Raw genomic sequence first — 14613 nt, 5'->3', positions numbered from 1 at the left:
CCCCAAAAGACGATGCCGCCCCGGAGGGCGGCATCGACGTCGGCAGCGGCAGTGAGAGCGAGCGCTTCAGCCGAGATAGGCGTTGAGCATCCACACGGTCTTTTCCTGCTCGCGGATGTAGTCGCTGGCCAGGGAGGCGGTGCCTTCGTCGTCGGCGTCGCTGGCCTGGGAGAGCAATTCGCGCTGCAGTTCGATCAGCACCTGAAACCCCTTTACCAGACCCTGCACGCACTGCTTGCCGTCGGCGACCTGCTTGTCCTCCTGAATCTGCGACACCTTGGCATAGTCGCTGTAGGCGTGCAGCGGCTGATAGCCCAGGGTCAGGATCCGCTCGGCGACCTCGTCGACCTTGGTCAGCAGGTCGGTGTAGATCTCCTCGAACTTGGCGTGGAGCTCGAAGAACTGCTCGCCCTTGACGTTCCAGTGGTAGCCGCGGGTGTTCATGTAGAACACCTGGTAGTTGGCGAGCAGCGTGTTGAGCTTTTCGGCGAGTTGCTCGGCGCTGGAAGTATGCAGGCCGATGGCATTGGTATCGATGTCGGACATGGTCTCTCTCCTGAAAGGTGATCGTGACAGTGTAACCGGGCGCTCTCCGAAGCCCCATCCAAGTCTCGATATGGCGCGGATAGCGTCGTTCTATCAGGACGTTAAGCGCGTTCCATGCCTGGGTATATCAGGGCCACATGACGACAAAACAAGCGTCGTGAAAGAGCGTCCGGTGGTATGTCATCCCTGGCTGCCCACACGCCACAGCCTGGCCAGCGTCCGCGCGCGATCGGCCAGCAGTTCGCCGCAGCGAGCCAGTGCCTCGTCCAGGGTGATCGGGCCATCCGCCAGTGCGAACGCGGCCGTGATGCCGTGATCGAAGGAGGCTTGCCACTGATCGCCCAGCCTTCCGGCCAGCACGATGGTGGGAACGCCGAAGCGCTCTGCCCGGCGGGCGATGCCGATCGGCGTCTTGCCGGATAGGCTCTGACCGTCGAGCTGGCCCTCGCCGGTGATGACCCAGTCGGCGTCGGCCAGCAGTGTGTCGAAATCGACCTGATCCATCACCAGTTCGATGCCGGGACGCAGGGTGGCGCCGAGAAAGGCGCGAGCCGCGAAACCCATCCCGCCGGCGGCGCCAGCGCCCGGCAGCTCCCTGAAATCCTCGCCCAGGATCCTGGCGGCATGATCGGCGAAGTGCGACAGCGCCTGGTCCAGCCGCTCGACATCGGCCTCCGTGGCCCCCTTTTGCGGGCCGAACACGGCACTGGCACCGCGTGGCCCGAGCAGCGGGTTATCGACGTCGACGGCGGTCTGAACCGTCAGCGAGGCCAGCCGCGGATCGAGGCCATCGAGATCGAGTGTCGCCAGCTCGGCCAGCGCGGCGCCGCCGGGGGGCAGGGGGTTGCCTCTGCTGTCGAGCAGTCGTCCGCCAAGGGCAGCCAGCATGCCGGCGCCGGCGTCGTTGGTGGCGCTGCCGCCCAAGGTCAGTACCAGCGACTCCGCGCCGGCATCCAGTGCCGCCACGATCAGTTGCCCGACGCCAAAGGTGGTGCTGTCGAGCGCGGTACGCTCGTCACGCTTGAGCTGCTGCAGACCGCTGGCCTCGGCCAGCTCGACGAACGCGGTGCGCGATGCCTCGTGCCAGCCCCAGGCCGCGGTGGCCTCGCGCCCTAGCGCATCCTGCACGCTTGCCGTTCTCCGCTCGGCACTCGTCGCCGCCAGCAGGGCATCCAGCGTGCCCTCGCCGCCGTCGCCCATCGGACATTGGTGCAGGATGGCATCGGGCAGTTCCCGCTCGATGCCGGCGGCGATGGCGGCAGCGGCGTCGCGGGCGGAAAGGGCATCCTTGAAGCTATCGGGGGCGATGACGATGTTCATGGCATCCTCGGCTGGGAGTGAATCGAAACGCATCGTGGTAGGACCTGGGCGTCTGTCGGACGTGACACTGATTTGCCGCGGATCCCGGGCCTTTGGCCAAGTTCATTCGATCGGATGCGTCAAACAGCGGGCCATCCGCCTTATCCGATCGACAAATTTGACTCAGTATCCGTTTTTTTTCGCGTCGATCGGTCCCGCAGACAGGCCCTAGCATAACGTCGTTGCAAGCCGGCAGCGACGGGCGGCGGCTTGCGGTCGGCGGAGCGTGGCGGAACGCAGTGTCGGCCACGGCGGAAGCAGCATGGAACGGTGGCCGCGAAACTGGCATGCTGAACACTGTTCGCAATCTTCTGCGAGGATACCGTGATGAACGATCTGCGATATCGATTGGGGCGCTGGGCGGCGATGTGCGTCGGACTGGGTCTCTTGAGCGGATGCCAGGCCATGTCGGCGCCGGAGCCCACCTCGGCGATGGGTGGCAACGCCTTGCCCGCCGCCTGCCGCTGGCCGGCCGGCGGCGGCGATCCGCTGGTGCGGCTACGGGCCACGCGAGATGCTCTGGAGAGCCAGGGCTACACCATCCTGGATACCGATGCGTCGCTGGGGCTGGTCAGCGCCGAACGCAAGACCTCACAGCCGGGTCTTGGCGCCGTCAACAGCCCGTTCGGGCGTACCGGCCTGTGGGGAGGGTTCGGCCTGGGTGGCAGGAGCGGGTATTCGCTGGGGGTGTTCCAGAACTTCGGCGGTGGCTACAACACCGATCCGGTGCAGGTCGAGCGCGTCTCGGTGGTGACACCGGAGGCGACGACGCTGGTCGACCGCGATTCGGTGGTGGTCGATCACAACGGCTATGTGATCGACGCACGTAGCTACAATCAGCCTTCGTTCTGCCAGCAGTTGCGCCAGGACATCGAATCTCGTCTGAACCCGCCCGCCACCGGAGTGACACCATGAGAGACCGCGAGACGATGCCTCGCAGGCGAGCCGTGACAGCGTGGTCCGGTGGACGCAAGGCCGCCTGGCTGGGCGTGCTGGTCGGGTTGCTGCTGCTGACCGCCTGTGCGGTGTCGCCGCAGCCACAGCCACGCAGTATTGCCGTACAGGCCACGGCGGATGAGACGCTCAAGGCGACGCTGGCGATGCTGGCCGAGCGCGGGTTCGTGATTCGCCACGGCGATGGCGATCTGGGCCAGCTCGATGCCGTGCTCGCCTCGCGCTCCGGCTACGAGATTCACGCCCAGATCACCAGCGGCGGCGAACGCCCGCCGGGGCTGGTCATGCAGAATGGCGATACCTACCTCACCTTGAGCGGTCGGCGCGGCGGCCAGCCCCTGGACGCGCTGGAACTCGACCCCTTGTTCATCGACGTTCAGAATCGATTGGGATTGCTGCCTTGAGAAAACGGTTTATTTGGCGACACTGCGCATGGCTTGGGTTGACGATGGGGGTGCTGCTGGGGGCTTCGCCGGCCGCGCTGGCGCATCCCCACGGTTGGGTCGACATGAGCGTCGAGGGTGTCTTCGACGATCAAGGCAACCTGACCGCTCTGCGCCAGCGCTGGCGCATGGATCCGTTCTACAGCCAGGTGGTGATGGAGGAGATGGCGACCGTCAAGGATGGTACCAGCATGGCCCAGCGCCTCGATGCGCTGGGTGTGGAGATCCGCAACAATCTCGCTACCCAGCACAACCTGACCAACATCACGCTCGACGGTCAGCCCGTCACCCAGGGCGATGTCACCGACACCAATACCGACTATCGCGACGACCGGCTGGTGTACGAGTTCGTGCTGCCCCTGTCGGCACCGCAACCGCTGGCCGGCCATACCCTGAACTATCGGATTTTCGATCCCACCTACTACATCGAGATGGTGCACGAGGCCAACGAGGACGGCTCCCAGCCACTACCCGACGCCCTGAAGCTGGACCATCCGCCGGCGGGCTGCACCACCCGGATCGTCAAGGCGACCCCGGACCCGCAGAAGGTGATGGAGGCGGCGATGCTGGACAAGGGTGAGAATGGCGAGCCGAATCTCGGGCGCTTCTTTGCCGAGACCGGAGAGATCACGTGCCCGGGCTGAAAATGACGCTGAGATTCCTGGTGCCGCTGGCGCTGCTGATTGGCGTTGGCGGAATGGGTTATGCGCTGGGGTGGTGGCAGCAGGTCGCGGTCCAGATCGTCTTCTGGCAGGGCGAGTTCTATCACGCCCTGGTCGAGGCCGTCAGTGCGCTGAAGCGCGCTCCCGATGCGACGGCCTGGGGCGTGCTGCTCGGTGTGAGCTTCGCTTACGGTGTTTTCCATGCCGCGGGACCGGGCCATGGCAAGGTGGTATTGAGTACCTATCTGGCGTCGCAGGGGGGCGCCTGGCGCCGCGCGCTGGGCCTCTCCGTGCTGGCGGCTCTGCTGCAGGGCGTGATGGCGATCGCCATCATCGGCGTCCTGGTATTCGGTCTGGGGTGGTTGACCCGCCAAGCGATGGGCAGCATCGATCAGGCGGAACTGGCGAGCTTCGCGATCGTCACCCTGGTCGGGCTGTGGCTCTGTATCCGGTCGCTGCGACGCCTGTGGCGAACGCGCCACAACGCTGGCACCGCTGCCATGACGACCTTCACCTCGACCTTCACGCCGGTGACGACGACCGGCCCGGCGCCGGGGAATTCGTCGCCAGGCCCGGTAGCGCCTGCGCAGCGACACGCACACGACGCCCAGTGCGGGTGCGGTCACGAGCATCATATCGATCCCCAGCAGGCGGGAGACTGGCGCGTGGCGCTGCTGACGGTGCTGTCGATCGGTATCCGCCCCTGTAGCGGCGCGGTGCTGCTGCTGGGCGCAGCCTCCCTGCTGGATCAGTTCGGCAAGGGGGTGGTCGCGGTCCTGGCAATGTCGCTGGGGACGGCGCTGACCGTCTCATCGCTGGCCCTGCTCAGCGTGCTGGCGCGCGACTGGGTCAAGCGCCATCTCAAGCCCGCCAGGGGCGGCGGCCAGTGGCAGGCGTGGGTCGGTCTGGCCGGCGGGGCGCTGATACTGGTGCTGGGTCTGTCGCTGACCCTGGCCCAGTGGCAGCGAGGGCCGGCCGCCGGTCCCCCCATGCTTGGCGCGCCTACCGCGCAGCAGTCCGACCCCGCGCCGGGGCCGTTCGGCGCTGGGCGAGGCTGACCCTCACGGCGGTGAGGTGAACATCTCCGGTCGATGTCACGACGACGACGTCGCAGAGCTCGCCAGCCGTGCGATCTCTGCGCGACGCTGCTCGAGCACATCGGCCGGATAGGCTTCGGCGCTGCCATGGCCCCAGATCGGGCCGGGCCAGGCGGCATCGTCGGCAAAGCGCACGACGACATGGAGATGGAACTGCGCCACGACATTGCCCAGCGTGGCGATGTTCAATTTATCCCCGCCGTAGAACGTCATCATCGCCTGCCCCAGTCGCGTGGCTTCCTGCCACAGGCTCGCCTGGTCGTCGCCCGGCAGATCGTAGATTTCGACGACACCGGCGCGCTGCGGGATCAGGATGACCCAGGGGTAGCGGGCATCTCGACTCAGGCGAACCTGGCACAGGGGTAGATCGACAATGTGAATGCTGTCCTGTTGCAGGCGAGAGTCGAGCGTGAAATTGGGCATGACGCCTCCGGCGGTGGAGAAGGGGAAAAGCGAATCGCGAGGCGTCACTTTACGTCGGGGCCACAGGAGCGTCGAGTTGCGCTGCGAACGGGGCAACGGTGGTAAGCTCTCGATTCCGTCGCACCGGTCGGCGACCTTGCAACGAGGAACATGGCAATGAAAGCTGGGTTGGGATGGCTGGCCATCGGCTGGCTGATAGTCACACTGAGCGCCTGCAATACCATGCATGGCCTGGGCAAGGACATCGAGCGTGGCGGCGAGAAGATCCAGAACGCTTCGCAATAGCGTTTTGGATGCCGAATCCGGGAGTTAGGCAAGATCTCGTACGCGTTAGCACGACTCTCTGCTATTTTGATGACAGGCCGATCACAAAACGGCCCGGATGGGCCACGCGTCCGTCCGCCCAAAACGTTAAGGAGGACGACATCATGAAACGCCTAATCGCTTTCTCTCTGTTCGCATTGTTCAGCGCAGGTATCCTGGCAGGCTGCAACACGGTCGACGGTGCCGGCAAGGACATCGAAAGCGGCGGTGAAGCCGTTCAGGACGCCGCCAGCTGACAGCCGAATGCCCGGTCCTCGACGGATCGGGCATTGGTTCCTTTCTTGATTGTTCCCACATGCTTGTTCCCACATGGCCCATTACCTCCCTCCGACGCGTGATATCGTCACCTTGTCTCCCCGGCAATCGTCGATAGATCGGAGCCCGCCATGACATCCCCACTCCGCACCAAGTCCAGCCCGCAGGGGCACGAAAGCGATCGTGAGCCGCTGACCGGCTACGATGATGCCAGTCCGCACGCGCTCGACACGCTGCCCGGGCCGCAGGAATCTCCCGTTTCCATCGTCTTCAACGAGACCGCCTACGCCACGGTGCTGGCGACGCCGCATCAGCTCGAAGCGCTAGCGGTCGGTTTCGCGTTCAGCGAGGGCGTGATCGACCGATACTCCGATGTCGAGGCGGTGGCGGTCGAGACCAGCCGCCACGGCTTTCGGGTCAGGTTGCGGGTGGCCGAACGGATTGCCCGGCGGGCCGGCAGTCAGGCGCGGGCCACCCTGTCGACCAGCGGCTGTGGTGCGTGTGGGGTGCAGGAGGAGTCGCAACTGCTGTTCGGCCTGACCCGACTGCCTGTCACGTCGTTGCCGCCCGTCGAGAGCCTCGGCGCGGGATTGGACGCGCTGCGAACCGAGTCTTCGCCGGGTGTTCATCTGGCACTAGGCCTCTCCGAGCAGGGCCGGATCGACACCGTCGGCCGCGATATCGGGCGCCACAACGCACTGGACAAGGTAATTGGTGCCAGCCTGATGGCCGGCAGTATGCCGGCGCTGGTAATGACCTCCAGCCGTTGTAGCCTCGAACTGGTGCAGAAGAGCGTCCGGGCTCGGATTCCGTCGCTGGCGACGCTCTCCTATCCGTCCCGGCTCGCGGTCGAGGTCGCCCGCAGCTGCAATCTGACCCTGATCAACTGCCACCGCGGCAAGCGGCTCGAACTGTTGAGCCGCGGCGACAGCTGAGTCAGAACGTCGGCCCTGCTTCCTCTAAAGCCCTGCGCGTATCGGCCGATACGTTACCTCGTCCCGCGTGCCTGCTAGCTCCCGCCAGTTGTCGACAGCCGAAACGTTAGCGGCGTAATATACTTTTGTATTACGACCAACGTCTGCAGCGCGCTCGTCACTTCTCGCGGGCATCAGCCGCTTTGCGCCGACACCGGATCCCGAATCTCATGCCGACCCAAGCCGACCGTATCGCTGCGCGCCGGCGGGCATCCGTCCGCGATTTCCGGTCGTCACCGAACGTGTAAGGAACAGCATGTCCCAGTTTCAACGAGAGTCCCGTCCCGAGTCTCCCGCCGAGGATGCCCCAAGGGCCGCGTCGGCCAAGGCACCCAAGATATTCGACTATCACAACCCGGCCGGTGGCTGGGGCGCGCTGAAGTCGGTGGGCCGGCATCTGCTGCACAGCCGCTCGCCGGCACTCAACGCCCGCTCGCTGTTCAAGCTCAACCAGCCCGACGGGTTCGACTGCCCGGGTTGCGCCTGGGGCGATCCCGAGCACGGCTCGTCGTTCGAGTTCTGCGAGAATGGGGTCAAGGCAGTGACCTGGGAAGCGACCGCCAAGCGCGTCACCCGCCAGTTCTTCGCCAAGTACAGCGTCAGCGAACTCAAGACCTGGGACGACTATCGGCTGGAGGACCAGGGGCGTCTGGTCGAGCCGATGCGCTACAACGCCGAGACCGATCATTACGAGCCGGTGGCGTGGGACGAGGCGCTCGATCTGATCGCCGACGAGCTCAAGGCGTTGCCAACCCCGAACGATGGCATCTTCTACACCTCCGGCAAGGCGTGCAATGAATCCGCCTATGTGTTCCAGCTACTGGCGCGCCTGTTCGGGACCAACAACCTGCCGGACTGCTCCAACATGTGCCACGAAGCCAGCGGCGTGGCGCTCAACGCCGCGCTGGGCACCGGCAAGGGCAGCGCGCGGCTGGAGGATTTCGAAAAGGCCGAGGCGATCTTCGTGTTCGGCCAGAACCCGGGCACCAACCATCCGCGCATGCTCGGCGTGCTGCGCGAGGCGGCGGAACGCGGGGCGACCATCGTCACCTTCAATACCCTGAAGGAGCGTGGGCTGGAGAAATTCGCCGACCCGCAGAAGCCGCTGGAGATGCTGCACAACGGCAGCCATCGCATCAGCAGCCACTACTTCCGGCCCAAGCTGGGCGGCGACATGGCCGTGGTGCGGGGAATGGCCAAGGCGCTGTTCGCCCGCGATGCCGCCGGGGAGGCGGTGCTCGACCACGACTTCCTGAACCGGCACACCGCGCACCTGGAAGCCTACCGTGCTCGCGTCGAGGCGACCGATTGGGCGACGCTGGAGGCCCAGTCCGGCCTGACCCGGGAGGAGATGGAGCAGGCGGCCGAACTCTACGCGCGCTCCAATGCCACCATCGCCTGCTGGGCCATGGGTATCACGCAGCACAAGCACTCCGTACCGACGGTGCGCGAGATCGTCAACCTGCTGATGCTGCGCGGCAACCTCGGCAAGCCCGGTGCCGGCACCTCGCCGGTTCGCGGCCACTCCAACGTCCAGGGCGATCGCACCATGGGCGTCTTCGAAAAGCCGTCGAAGGCGCTGCTCGACGCGCTGGAGGCGAAATATGCGCGGCCGATGCCGCGTGAACATGGTGTCGATTCGGTGGCGGCGGTCGAGGCGATGCGTGACCAGCCGGGCAAGGTATTCATTGGCCTGGCCGGAAACTTCACCCGCGCCATTTCCGATAGCGTCGTCACCGAGAAGGCGATGGCCAACTGCCGCCTGACCGCCTTTATCAGTACCAAGCTCAACCGCAGTCACCTGGTGACCGGAGACCAGGCCCTGATCCTGCCGTGTATCGGCCGCAGCGAGATCGATCGCAATGCGGCCGGAAAGTCGCAGCTGATCACGGTGGAAGACTCGATGAGCATGGTTCACGGCTCGGCCGGGATCAACAAGCCGGCGGACCAGTCGCTGCGTTCCGAGATCGCCATCCTGACCGGCATTGCCGAGCGGTTGTTCGCCGACGCAGCGATCGCTGGCGAGGTCATCGATTGGGCAGCGATGCGCGAGGACTACGATGTCATCCGCGAGCATATCGCCGCGGTGATTCCCGGGTTTCACGATTTCAATAGCCGCGTGCGCGTGCCGCGGGGCTTCTGGCTCGCCAACCCGGTGGCCGGGCTCGAGTTCGGCACCGCGACCGGCAGGGCCGAGTTCTCCGCTGACCCGCTGCCAGCGGCGGTGATGCACCAGCAGCTCGCCTCGCGCGAAGGTTGGCTGACGCTGCAGACGATGCGCTCCCACGATCAGTACAACACCACCGTCTACGGTTACGATGATCGCTATCGCGGCATCGAGGGCGGTCGCCAGGTGATCTTCCTCAACCGTGACGACATCGCGCGGCTCGGGTTCGAGGCCGGTCAGTGGGTCGATCTGGTGGGCGAGTCCGACGGTGGCGTCGTCCGCCGTGTCGACGGCTTCAAGATCGTCGCCTACGACACCCCCCAGGGCTGCGCCGCGGCCTACTATCCGGAAACCAATCCGCTGATTCCGCTTTCCCACAAAGGCGATTTCAGTCACACCCCGGCCTCCAAGTCGATCGCCGTCAGGCTCGAGGCGAGCACGCGACTTGCCTGAACCGCTCGACCCGAAGGCGCTGCAGCGTCGACTGGCGACGCTGCAGTCCGAACATCCCGAACTCGACCCGCTGGCGGCGCTGGTGCTGCTGGCGATTCGTCACTCCGGCGCGGCGGGCGATAGCGGCGTCTCCACGGCACTGGTATCCCGTCGTCTGGGCCTCGAGCACGCGCTTGTCCGCCGGGCGGCGGCCGAACTCGAGAGCGACGGCTGGGTCACGGCCACGCCGGTCGGTGGCGCCAGTCCTGCCCTGCGGTTGATTTTGGCCACCAGTTGCTGACTCAATGCCGGTATCGATGCACTTCACGATCACCGGAGAAGGAAGTCAGATGCCAGACGATCAACTGAAGGGACGAGTCGCCGTGGTCACCGGCGGCGGGGTGGGAATCGGTTTCGCCATCGCCCAGGCGCTGGCCGCTGCCGGGGCGCGAGTGGTGATCACCTATCGCTCCCACGAGCCCGATGCCGGGATGCTGGCAGCACTGGCCGCCAGCGGCGGCGAACCGGCGCTGGCGCGGTCGCTGGATGTGACCGACGAAACCGCCGTCGAGGGGTTCGCCAGCTGGCTGGGAGAGGAAGTCGGCGGTGTCGATATTCTGGTCAACAACGCCGGCGGCCTGATTCAGCGTTCGACCATCGAGGAGATGCCGTTCTCGCTGTGGCGTCGGGTACAGGCGCTCAACGTGGACTCGGTGTTTCTGGTCACCCACCACCTGCTTCCGCTGTTTCGCGATAGCGGGCGCGTCGTGACCGTCTCCTCGCTGGCCGGGCGCAACGGCGGCCATCCCGGCGCGACGGCCTACGCCACCGCCAAGGCGGCGCTGTTCGGCTTCACCCGGGGGCTGGCCAAGGAAGTGGCCGATCGCGGTATCACCGTCAATGCGCTGGCGCCCGGCTTCATCGAGGCGACGCCGTTCCACGCCACCTTCACCACCGACGAATCGAAGCGCGCCACCCTCGAGACGATTCCCGTCGGGCGGGCCGGATTGCCCGAGGACGTCACTTCGGCGGCGCTGTGGCTGGCCAGCGACGGTGCCGCTTTCGTCTCCGGCACCATCATCGATATCAACGGCGCCCAGTACTTTGGTTAACGGCACTTCGGTTAACGGCACTTTGGCTGGCGGAGCTCGCTGAGAAAGTCGTCGAGGCAGCCAGCCAGCGCGTCGGGGCATTCGAGCATCGGGGTGTGGCCGGCATCGAGCGTCTCGAGCCTTGCATCGGCGATACCGGTGGCCAGCTCCCGGGCGTGTCGAAGCGAGCGAGCCGGATCGCGGATACCATGGATGACGAGCGTCGGACAGCGGATCTCGCCTAACTGCGGGGCGAGATCGAGGCCGCGCAGGCTGGTCATGGCTCGGTGGGCGCGTTCGGGGCCAGTGGCTAGGGCGTAGCGACGCAGTGCATCGCCGTGACGGTCCAGCGCTTCCTTTCCTACGCAGCGCAGCAGGAAGGTGTCGATGAAGGCCCCTCCCCACTGGGCCAGCAGGCGCTGCGGCAGATCGGGATCACCGTGATGGGCGGCGCTGGCGCCGGTATCGATCAGTACCAGGCCGTCGAGGCTATTGCCCAGCGCTGCCGCGACCTGTAACGCCACGACGCCGCCGGCCGAGTGGCCCACCAGCAGCCGGTAGCCGCGTTTCCGGGCGGGCCAGCGGGCAACGATCTCCCCGGCAGCAAGCTCCAGATCGCCGACGCCCGGCCCGGCAAGCCAGTCGAGAGATTCCCACGTCCAGCCGGCCGCCAGCGCTACCGGGGCGAAGATCGTCGGCGGCAGCAGCGTGCCGGGCAGGGCGGTCAATCGACCGGCCGGACCGGCGACGCGATCAGCCACCGATGGCGCCGATCAGCCAGGCGAAGGCGAGCAGGATGATGCCGATACCCCAGGCCCACAGGAAGGTGAACTTGAGGTGCTCGCGCAGCTCGACGCCGGCCAGGCCGATGGCCAGATAGACGCTGGGCACCACCGGGCTGATGCTGAAGCCGGTGTTTTCGCCGATCAGCATCGCCCGAGCAACCGCCTCCACGGGGACGCCGGCGGCGGTGGCGATGTCGCGCACGATCGGCATCAGCGCGAAATAGTAGGCATCCGGCGAGAACAGCATCCCCAGAGGCACACCGAAGAAGCCGACGATCAGGTGTAGTACGCTCGCCGAGCCCGCCGGTAGCAGCTCGATCAGCGCACCGGCCATGCCGTCGGACATGCCGGCGCCGGCCAGGATACCGAGCAGGATGCCGGCGGCGAGCATCACCAGCGCCATCTGCAGTGCATCGTTGGCATGCCTGGCCAGTTCCTTGCCCTGAGCTTCCGGACGCGGGTAGTTGAGCAGCAGGGCGATGCCGAGACCGACCATGAAGCTGGCGTAGAGCGGGAAGGCGCCGGTGAACAGAATCAGCAGAATGATCAGCGTCAGCCCCACGTTGGCCCAATAGCGCCAGTCGCTGAGCGGCAGGGCGGTTTCCCGCGGCGGCAGCAGGTAGGCGCTCATGTCGCCGCTGGCATGGCCGTGCCCGGTGACGCGGTTGTGACGCTGCGCCTTGATGCCGAAGTAGCTCGCCAACCCCAGCAGCAGCACGATCCCCAGCGCCTGTACCGGTATCAGTGGCAACCACAGTTCCGAGGCGTCCACGCCGGCGGTAGCCGCGGCGCGGGCCGTGGGGCCGCCCCAGGGCACCATGTTGATCACCCCGGCACTCAGCCCGACCAGGCAGAGCAGGATCAGCGGGCTCATGTTGAGGCGCTGATAGAGCGGCAGGAAGGCGGGAATCGTGAGCAGGAAGGTCGCCGCGCCGACGCCGTCGAGATGGGCGATGGCGGCGACCAGCACGGTGACGATGGCGACTCTGAGCGGCTCGCCCCGGGTACGCTTGATCAGGAAGTTGACCAGCGGGTCGAACATCCCACGTTCACGCATGATCCCGAAATAGAGGATGGCGAAGATGAACAGCGTCGCGGTCGGGGCGACGGCGGTCAGGCCATCCTTGATGAAACCGCCGGTCTCGGCGGGGGTGAAGCCCGCCAGCAGGCTGGCAGCGACCGGGACGAGGGCGAACGCGACCACCGGGGTCAGTCGTTTGAGCAGTATCAGTGCGATGATGCCCAGCATCATCACGAATCCGAGCGTTGTTATCATGATGGCTCCGTGAGTTGGCGTAGGTTGGGGCGCTTTGGCGCCTCTTGGATGGGAACGGGGCCCATGGCACCGTCCTCCGCTGGCTGCCGATCGTCACGACGCGACGACCCCGGTCGCGTTCAATCCCCGGGCGAGGGCAGGCACATGCCCAGCAGCAGATAGCTCAGGCTCTTGCCGTGGCGGTCGAGGGTGGCACTCTGGTTGACGCCGCCCTCCAGCGCGCCCTCGATGACGAAGTTGATACCGGCGAGCTGGGGCAGGCAGTAGCGCGTGACCCTGGTCGGATGGCGATGGCCGAAGCGCGCCGCCACCGCGTCTTCGGAGAGGTGTCGCTCGAGCCAGGCGTAGTGACGGCGCTCGAAGGCGAACACCGCCACGTTCAGCGTGTTGCCCTTGTCGCCGGCGCGGGCGTGGGCGAAATCGGCGAGTAGCACGTCAGGTGTCATCGTCGGTACCTCATGGCCAGGTCACGAACGGTGTCACCCGTTCGCGTGCGATCAAGAAGGATCGGGTGCGCAGCGATTCGCCGAGCTGCCGGCGGACACCGCCGCCGCCGGCCGGTCCGTTGAGGTAGAGCGTCTCGAGCTCCTGCAGCGCCAGCTCGACGGCCTCGCGATCGCGATCGACGAGGCCCAGGCGCAGGCGGACGTCCTCGACGGCGGCGGCATCCTGCAGACGATCCGCCAGCCAGTCGCCGCTGCCATCGTTGAACAGGCTGGCGACGCCGATCAGGTCGAAGTGGGGCCGTAGTGCCGGCAACCGGTCATCCAGCCGCTGGCGCAGAATGTCCATGGCCAGCTGGGCCCGCTCTACCGCGCCGGGGCCGGCGTAGGAGATTCCCGCCTCGCCGAACCACAGCCCGCGCAGCCCCAGGTTGCCCTTCAGTGTCGCCGGGGCCGGGTGGCCCTGGATGCCGTGTATGGCGACACGATCCGGGCCCACCGTTTCCAGGCTCGCCCGGGAGACATCGAGGGTGACGTCCGGGGTCAGGTAGGCCGCAGGGTCGTGGACCTCGTAGAGCAGTTGCTCCTTGACCGTCTGCTCGGTGACGCAGCCGCCGCTGCCCGGGGTCTTGGTGAGGACCAGGCTGGCGTCGCTGCCGACTTCGGCGATCGGGCAGCCGAGGTGGGCGGGGTCGGGAATCGCCTTGCGTCCCGCATCGGCGAAATAGCCGCCGGTGACCTGGGTTCCGCACTCCAGCAGATGGCCGGCGGCCGTGGCCACCGCCAGGTGCTGCCAGTCGTCGGCTGCCCAGCCGTGGGCGTGGCGCAAGGCACCGACCACCATCGAAGGGTCCGCCAGCCGCCCGCCGATGACGATGTCCGCCCCTCCGAGAAGCGCCTCCGTGACCGCTTCCGCACCGATGTAGACGTTGCAGGAGACGATCTCCTCGCGTGGACAGTCGGCGGGAAGCCAATCGGCCGTGTCGTCGAGCGCCTCGCCCAGGTCGTCGCCCAGCACGCAGGCGATGCGGGCCTCGAGCCCCTGTGATTCGAGTTCTCGTCGCAGCCGACGCGCCGCCGCCACCGGGTTGGCGGCGCCGCCGTTGGTAATGATCGGGATGCCGTGAGTCAGACAGGGCCGGAGGATCGGCGCGAGAAACGCGAACAGGTGCGTGGCGTAGCCAAGATCGGGGTCTTCCAGCCGCCGCAACTGGGCTTCGGCGAGAGTGCGTTCGGCCAGCAGTTCGAAGAACAGATAGCGCGGGCCGTCGCGCTCGGCGAGTGCCGCCACCAGCGCGATCGCCGCGTCGGGGCGATCGCCGGCAAAGCCGGCACCGCAGCCGATATGCGCTATGCGTCGAGGGGAGGGGAGCATGAGGGAT

At 66.5% G+C, this 14613-nt stretch carries 17 protein-coding genes; 10 read left to right on the top strand and 7 right to left on the bottom strand.

Features of this window, described 5'->3' with window-relative positions; translation table 11 throughout:
- Positions 1-66: 66 nt before the first annotated feature.
- Positions 67-546, bottom strand: a complete 480-nt coding sequence (locus tag DOM56_RS06170; RefSeq protein WP_110598074.1) for a Dps family protein — start codon at positions 544-546, stop codon at positions 67-69.
- 180 nt (positions 547-726) lie between these two features.
- Positions 727-1866, bottom strand: a complete 1140-nt coding sequence (locus tag DOM56_RS06165; RefSeq protein WP_110707973.1) for a glycerate kinase — start codon at positions 1864-1866, stop codon at positions 727-729.
- Positions 1867-2232: 366 nt separating this feature from the next.
- On the opposite strand from DOM56_RS06165, the gene DOM56_RS06160 reads away from it, so the two are divergent.
- The 4 genes from DOM56_RS06160 to DOM56_RS06145 are packed head-to-tail and all read left to right on the top strand — an operon-like array spanning position 2233 to position 5022.
- On the top strand, positions 2233-2820 hold the full coding sequence (locus DOM56_RS06160; RefSeq protein ID WP_110707972.1) for a hypothetical protein: 588 nt from the start codon (positions 2233-2235) through the stop codon (positions 2818-2820).
- 32 nt (positions 2821-2852) lie between these two features.
- Positions 2853-3263, top strand: coding sequence for a hypothetical protein (locus tag DOM56_RS06155; RefSeq protein WP_157958175.1), 411 nt, complete (start codon positions 2853-2855; stop codon positions 3261-3263).
- A gap of 44 nt (positions 3264-3307) precedes the next feature.
- A complete protein-coding gene (locus DOM56_RS06150; protein ID WP_110707970.1) occupies positions 3308-3946 on the top strand; it encodes a DUF1007 family protein in 639 nt (212 codons plus the stop codon).
- Entirely contained in the window at positions 3934-5022 is a 1089-nt protein-coding gene (locus tag DOM56_RS06145) for a nickel/cobalt transporter (protein WP_232822199.1), read from the top strand. The genes DOM56_RS06150 and DOM56_RS06145 overlap by 13 nt, the downstream gene beginning before the upstream one ends.
- 36 nt (positions 5023-5058) lie before the next feature.
- On the opposite strand, the gene DOM56_RS06140 is transcribed toward DOM56_RS06145, so the two are convergent.
- Positions 5059-5484, bottom strand: coding sequence for an HIT domain-containing protein (locus DOM56_RS06140; RefSeq protein ID WP_110707969.1), 426 nt, complete (start codon positions 5482-5484; stop codon positions 5059-5061).
- Between the two features lie 156 nt (positions 5485-5640).
- On the opposite strand from DOM56_RS06140, the gene DOM56_RS06135 reads away from it, so the two are divergent.
- From DOM56_RS06135 to DOM56_RS06110, 6 genes are all read left to right on the top strand, one after another.
- Positions 5641-5769, top strand: a complete 129-nt coding sequence (locus tag DOM56_RS06135; protein ID WP_110707968.1) for an entericidin A/B family lipoprotein — start codon at positions 5641-5643, stop codon at positions 5767-5769.
- Positions 5770-5912: 143 nt separating this feature from the next.
- Complete coding sequence (locus tag DOM56_RS06130) at positions 5913-6044, top strand: entericidin A/B family lipoprotein (protein WP_075562204.1); 132 nt, start codon at positions 5913-5915, stop codon at positions 6042-6044.
- A 150-nt stretch (positions 6045-6194) separates the two neighbouring features.
- Positions 6195-6998, top strand: a complete 804-nt coding sequence (locus tag DOM56_RS06125) for a formate dehydrogenase accessory sulfurtransferase FdhD (protein WP_110707967.1) — start codon at positions 6195-6197, stop codon at positions 6996-6998.
- A 295-nt stretch (positions 6999-7293) separates the two neighbouring features.
- Positions 7294-9657, top strand: coding sequence for an FdhF/YdeP family oxidoreductase (locus tag DOM56_RS06120; protein WP_110707966.1), 2364 nt, complete (start codon positions 7294-7296; stop codon positions 9655-9657).
- Positions 9650-9937 (top strand): helix-turn-helix domain-containing protein, encoded by a 288-nt coding sequence (locus DOM56_RS06115; protein WP_110707965.1) that lies wholly within the window; start codon positions 9650-9652, stop codon positions 9935-9937. Before DOM56_RS06120 ends, DOM56_RS06115 begins: the two co-directional genes overlap by 8 nt.
- Before the next feature lie 49 nt (positions 9938-9986).
- Positions 9987-10748: an SDR family oxidoreductase gene (locus DOM56_RS06110; protein WP_110707964.1), complete on the top strand. Its 762-nt coding sequence runs from the start codon at positions 9987-9989 to the stop codon at positions 10746-10748.
- An 11-nt stretch (positions 10749-10759) separates the two neighbouring features.
- On the opposite strand, the gene DOM56_RS06105 is transcribed toward DOM56_RS06110, so the two are convergent.
- The 4 genes from DOM56_RS06105 to DOM56_RS06090 all read right to left on the bottom strand — a co-directional run bounded on the left by DOM56_RS06105 (position 10760) and on the right by DOM56_RS06090 (position 14606).
- Positions 10760-11488 carry an alpha/beta hydrolase gene (locus DOM56_RS06105; RefSeq protein WP_110707963.1) on the bottom strand — a complete coding sequence of 243 codons (729 nt, stop codon included), beginning with the start codon at positions 11486-11488 and terminating at the stop codon, positions 10760-10762.
- Positions 11481-12788, bottom strand: a complete 1308-nt coding sequence (locus DOM56_RS06100; RefSeq protein ID WP_110598055.1) for a citrate:proton symporter — start codon at positions 12786-12788, stop codon at positions 11481-11483. Before DOM56_RS06100 ends, DOM56_RS06105 begins: the two co-directional genes overlap by 8 nt.
- 119 nt (positions 12789-12907) lie before the next feature.
- Positions 12908-13234, bottom strand: a complete 327-nt coding sequence (locus DOM56_RS06095) for a hypothetical protein (RefSeq protein WP_110707962.1) — start codon at positions 13232-13234, stop codon at positions 12908-12910.
- Between the two features lie 10 nt (positions 13235-13244).
- Positions 13245-14606 (bottom strand): acyclic terpene utilization AtuA family protein, encoded by a 1362-nt coding sequence (locus tag DOM56_RS06090; protein ID WP_110707961.1) that lies wholly within the window; start codon positions 14604-14606, stop codon positions 13245-13247.
- Positions 14607-14613: the final 7 nt, after the last annotated feature.

The organism is Salinicola sp. CR57 (assembly GCF_003206585.1).
Classification (GTDB): Bacteria; Pseudomonadota; Gammaproteobacteria; order Pseudomonadales; family Halomonadaceae; genus Salinicola; species Salinicola lusitanus.
Note: the sequence above shows the minus strand (reverse complement) of the source record. Positions and strands in the feature narration are given on the sequence as shown.

Coding starts and splice junctions, on each gene's coding strand:
- DOM56_RS06090 (WP_110707961.1), bottom strand. CDS start 14,606: ATGCTCCCCTCCCCTCGACGCATAGCGCATATCGGCTGCGGTGCCGGC.
- DOM56_RS06110 (WP_110707964.1), top strand. CDS start 9,987: ATGCCAGACGATCAACTGAAGGGACGAGTCGCCGTGGTCACCGGCGGC.
- DOM56_RS06135 (WP_110707968.1), top strand. CDS start 5,641: ATGAAAGCTGGGTTGGGATGGCTGGCCATCGGCTGGCTGATAGTCACA.
- DOM56_RS06140 (WP_110707969.1), bottom strand. CDS start 5,484: ATGCCCAATTTCACGCTCGACTCTCGCCTGCAACAGGACAGCATTCAC.
- DOM56_RS06165 (WP_110707973.1), bottom strand. CDS start 1,866: ATGAACATCGTCATCGCCCCCGATAGCTTCAAGGATGCCCTTTCCGCC.
- DOM56_RS06120 (WP_110707966.1), top strand. CDS start 7,294: ATGTCCCAGTTTCAACGAGAGTCCCGTCCCGAGTCTCCCGCCGAGGAT.
- DOM56_RS06170 (WP_110598074.1), bottom strand. CDS start 546: ATGTCCGACATCGATACCAATGCCATCGGCCTGCATACTTCCAGCGCC.
- DOM56_RS06100 (WP_110598055.1), bottom strand. CDS start 12,788: ATGATAACAACGCTCGGATTCGTGATGATGCTGGGCATCATCGCACTG.
- DOM56_RS06130 (WP_075562204.1), top strand. CDS start 5,913: ATGAAACGCCTAATCGCTTTCTCTCTGTTCGCATTGTTCAGCGCAGGT.
- DOM56_RS06095 (WP_110707962.1), bottom strand. CDS start 13,234: ATGACACCTGACGTGCTACTCGCCGATTTCGCCCACGCCCGCGCCGGC.
- DOM56_RS06150 (WP_110707970.1), top strand. CDS start 3,308: ATGGGGGTGCTGCTGGGGGCTTCGCCGGCCGCGCTGGCGCATCCCCAC.
- DOM56_RS06160 (WP_110707972.1), top strand. CDS start 2,233: ATGAACGATCTGCGATATCGATTGGGGCGCTGGGCGGCGATGTGCGTC.
- DOM56_RS06125 (WP_110707967.1), top strand. CDS start 6,195: ATGACATCCCCACTCCGCACCAAGTCCAGCCCGCAGGGGCACGAAAGC.